Annotated in this window: 3 protein-coding genes and 1 pseudogene; 1 reads left to right on the top strand and 3 read right to left on the bottom strand. The window is 65.6% G+C overall.

Annotated features, from left to right (window positions below; translation table 11 throughout):
* A partial coding sequence (locus DPV74_RS39935) for a C40 family peptidase (protein ID WP_162923293.1) occupies positions 1-702 on the bottom strand: 702 nt, incomplete at its 3' end.
* Positions 703-941: 239 nt separating this feature from the next.
* On the bottom strand, positions 942-2,744 hold the full coding sequence (locus DPV74_RS39940; RefSeq protein ID WP_059694576.1) for a PhoH family protein: 1,803 nt from the start codon (positions 2,742-2,744) through the stop codon (positions 942-944).
* Between DPV74_RS39940 and DPV74_RS42030 the strand changes: the two are divergent.
* A pseudogene (locus DPV74_RS42030) lies at positions 2,640-2,884 on the top strand (hypothetical protein); the annotation flags it as partial. The gene DPV74_RS39940 and the pseudogene DPV74_RS42030 sit on opposite strands and share 105 nt — an antisense overlap.
* A gap of 192 nt (positions 2,885-3,076) precedes the next feature.
* On the opposite strand, the gene DPV74_RS39945 reads toward DPV74_RS42030, so the two are convergent.
* A complete protein-coding gene (locus DPV74_RS39945; RefSeq protein ID WP_006756046.1) occupies positions 3,077-3,538 on the bottom strand; it encodes a peroxiredoxin in 462 nt (153 codons plus the stop codon).
* Positions 3,539-3,634: the final 96 nt, after the last annotated feature.

A 3,634-nucleotide genomic window follows, 5' to 3' on the forward strand; every position in this document is an offset into this window, starting at 1 on the left:
CGGGGCAGGCGCCCGGGTCGCGGCGGCTTGCGACTGCGTATAGGCCGGCTGCCGCGGCGCGGCGGCAGTCACGACGACAGGGGCGGGCGCAACGACCGGCGCGCTGTGCGGCTCGTCGCGCTTCGCCTCGTAGGTCGGCGCATCGAACGGCGTAGGTGCCCCGCGCGGCGGCGCGACGCGGCGAATGCCGTCGAAACGCTTGGCCCAGTACGGGTTCGTCAGGTAGTCGAGCCGCACGGTGCCGCCCGTCGACGGTGCGTTGACGAAGCGCAGCTTGCCGACGTAGATGCCGACGTGCGAATGCGGCCGTCCGGTCGTGTTGAAGAAGATCAGGTCGCCCGGCGCGATCTGGTCGGGCTCGACCGATACACCGCGGCCGCTCATGTCGGCGGTCGTGCGCGGCAGGTTCACGTCGGCTGCGCGGCCGATCACGTAGCGCACGAGCCCGCTGCAGTCGAAGCCGCTCGTCGGCGTGTTGCCGCCCCAGCGATACGGGACGCCGACGAGGCTCATCGCCTGGATCGAAATTTCTTCCTGGCCGACGCTGTGATCGACGAACTTCGGGAAATTGGCGGGGGCGGGGAATGCGCGCGGCGTCGTGATCTTCATGCCCGACGCGGGGCGCGATGCCGACTGCGGCGGCACGCTGGAGCAGGCCGCAAGCAGTGAAACGACAGCAACGGGAACCCAGATTCGAAGCATGGCAAGGCGGGCGAGCGCGGGACGCTCGCGAATCGTATGACAACAGACAGACCCGATGGTAGACGTTCCGGCGGGGCTTAAGCAACCGTTCCTGAGAATTTACTTGAAGTTTCGCGCGTAAGTGCGGCTGTTGCGTAACGATGCATGACCAACGTTTCAGACCCCAAAAATAAAAACGGCGCTCCGGAAACAGAGCGCCGCGATGCGTCGACAGCCGGCCGACGGGCCGGCCTGTCGCGTTACAGGATGTCCGACGCGTAGTCGGCGAGTCGCGAGCGTTCGCCGCGCGCGAGCGTCACGTGGCCGCTGTGGCCCCAGCCCTTGAAGCGGTCGACGACATACGTGAGCCCCGAGCTGCCTTCGGTCAGGTACGGCGTGTCGATCTGCGCGATGTTGCCGAGGCACACGATCTTCGTGCCCGGGCCCGCGCGCGTGACGAGCGTCTTCATCTGCTTTGGCGTCAGGTTCTGTGCCTCGTCGATGATCAGGTACTTGTCGACGAACGTGCGGCCGCGCATGAAGTTCATGCTCTTCACCTTCAGGCGCGAACGGATCAGTTCCTGCGTCGCGGCACGCCCCCATTCGCCGGCGGCGTCGTCGGTCTTCTGCAGCACTTCGAGGTTGTCGTCGAATGCGCCCATCCACGGCTGCATCTTCTCTTCCTCGGTACCGGGCAGGAAGCCGATGTCCTCGCCGACGGGCACGGTCGCGCGCGTGACGATGATCTCGTTGTAGCGCTTGTCGTCGAGCACCTGCGCGAGGCCGGCCGCGAGCGCGACGAGCGTCTTGCCGGTACCGGCCTGGCCGAGCAGCGTGACGAAGTCGATCTCCGGGTTCATCAGCAGGTTCAGCGCGAAATTCTGCTCGCGGTTGCGCGCGGTGATGCCCCACACGTTGTTCTTGTGGTGGCTGTAGTCGCGCAGTGTCTGCAGCAGCGCCGTCTTGCCGTTCAGTTCGCGGACGATCGCATGGAACGTCGGCTCGCCGTTCTGCGGCTCGAGATAGACGAACTCGTTGACGAGCATCGACGCGACGAGCGGGCCCGTCACGCGGTAGTACGTGGTGCCCGTCTTCGTGTCCTGCCAGCTCTCCATGCCCTTCGCATGCTTGGTCCAGAAATCCTGCGGCAGCTCACGCACGCCGTTGTACAGGAGATCCGAATCCTCGAGCACCTGGTCGTTGAAGTAGTCTTCAGCGGGCAGGCCGAGCGCATGCGCCTTGATCCGCATGTTGATGTCTTTCGACACCAGCACGACCTGACGGTCCGGCCGGTCGCGCTGCAGCGCGCGCACGACGCCGAGGATCTGGTTGTCGGCCTTGCCTTCGGGCAAGCCTTCGACGGGCGCGATGTCGGTGAGCTTCGTCTGGAAGTACAGGCGGCCGACCGCCTCGCGGCTGCCGAGGCGCGACAGCGGAATGCCGGCCGTGATCGGGCCCGCGTCGGCGACCAGCGCGTCGAGCGTGCGGCTGACCTGGCGTGCGTTGCGCGCGACTTCGGACATCCCCTTCTTGTGGTTGTCGAGTTCCTCGAGCGTCATCATCGGCAGATAGACGTCGTGTTCCTCGAAGCGGAAGAGGCTGCTCGGGTCGTGCATCAGCACGTTGGTGTCGAGCACGAACAGTTTCTGCTGTTCGGCTTCGGCGGCCTTGCGGCTGCGCGATTTCGTCGCGGCGCCCGTGTCGCGCGCGGGAGCCGCGGCCGGTTTGCCGGCGGCCGGCTTGTCATTGCGCGCGACGACCGGCGCCGCGGGTTCGGCAGGTGCCGGCATCGGCTGCAACAGTGCGGCCGTCTGTTTGGTCTTGCGACCGCGCGCGGGTGCGCTCGCGGTTTCCTGCGCCGAAGACGCGACGGCGCGCAGCGGCGCGGCCGTGTTCGCGGCTTCGATCATCGGTTGGGCCACGCTCGCCGGACCGTAGTCACCGGCTGTGGATGCGTCCCCTTCGGCGGATTTCTTCGCGGCTTTCGCGGGCCGCGCTTTCACCTTGTATTCGTCGGGCGGCAGGAGGCTGCCGAGCTTGCTGGGGGGAGTAGGCAAAGGCATGGTGTCCCTCGGGAGGAATCGTGTCGCATGGCGTGCGCCGCTGATCGCATCCTGCGTGACGTAGACGCATGCAGTTTGCGCGCGGTGGCGCACAGGAAGTTCGTCTAGCCGGTTCGCCTAAGTGTCGATCAGCTCCTTGACGGGGTGAGGGCCGGACCGAGGGCCGGCGCGCAATCCATAAAAAAAGCCGCTGCCCCGTCGACAGGGACATGCGGCTCGGCTGATACGGTCGTGATGCGCGTCAAGTGCCGGAAAGCATCGCATCGAGCACCGGCGCAGCTACGAGAAATATGGGGCGAACTGGCATTCATTGCGGCCCAATATAACGCGCCTCAAAGCGCTTGTACAGCACTTAGCACGTCGTCCACATGGCCCGGTACCTTGATGCCGCGCCATGCCTGGCGAAGCACGCCGTCGGCGTCGATCAGGAACGTCGAGCGCTCGATTCCGCGCACTTCCTTGCCATACATTTTCTTCATCTTGATGACATCGAACAGCGCGCACAGCGCTTCGTCGGCATCGGAAATCAGCGGGAACGGCAGTTCGAGCTTTGCTTTGAAGTTGTCATGCGAGCGCAGGCTGTCGCGCGACACGCCGATGACTTCCGCACCGGCTTTCTTGAACTTCGGATAGAGATCGCGGAACTGCAGCCCTTCGGTCGTGCAGCCCGGCGTGTTGTCCTTCGGATAGAAGTACAGCACGAGTTTCTTGCCCTTCAGGTCGGACAGCGAAATGTCGCCGCCCGTGGCCGGTGCGGTGAAATCGGGAACTTGACGGTCAACTTCGACGGACACGTGTTTCTCCTGTTGTTATGGAAAGGCGCCGCTGCGGCGGCGCGGTTCGGCGGGGCGTCGCGGCAGCGCGCCGCATGGGCGGCGCGGGCGACGCCG

The organism is Burkholderia sp. HAN2018 (assembly GCF_024704855.1).
Classification (GTDB): Bacteria; Pseudomonadota; Gammaproteobacteria; order Burkholderiales; family Burkholderiaceae; genus Burkholderia; species Burkholderia cepacia.

Excerpts from the sequence above, each read along its gene's own strand:
- DPV74_RS39940 (WP_059694576.1), bottom strand. The coding sequence starts at position 2,744 with ATGCCTTTGCCTACTCCCCCCAGCAAGCTCGGCAGCCTCCTGCCGCCC.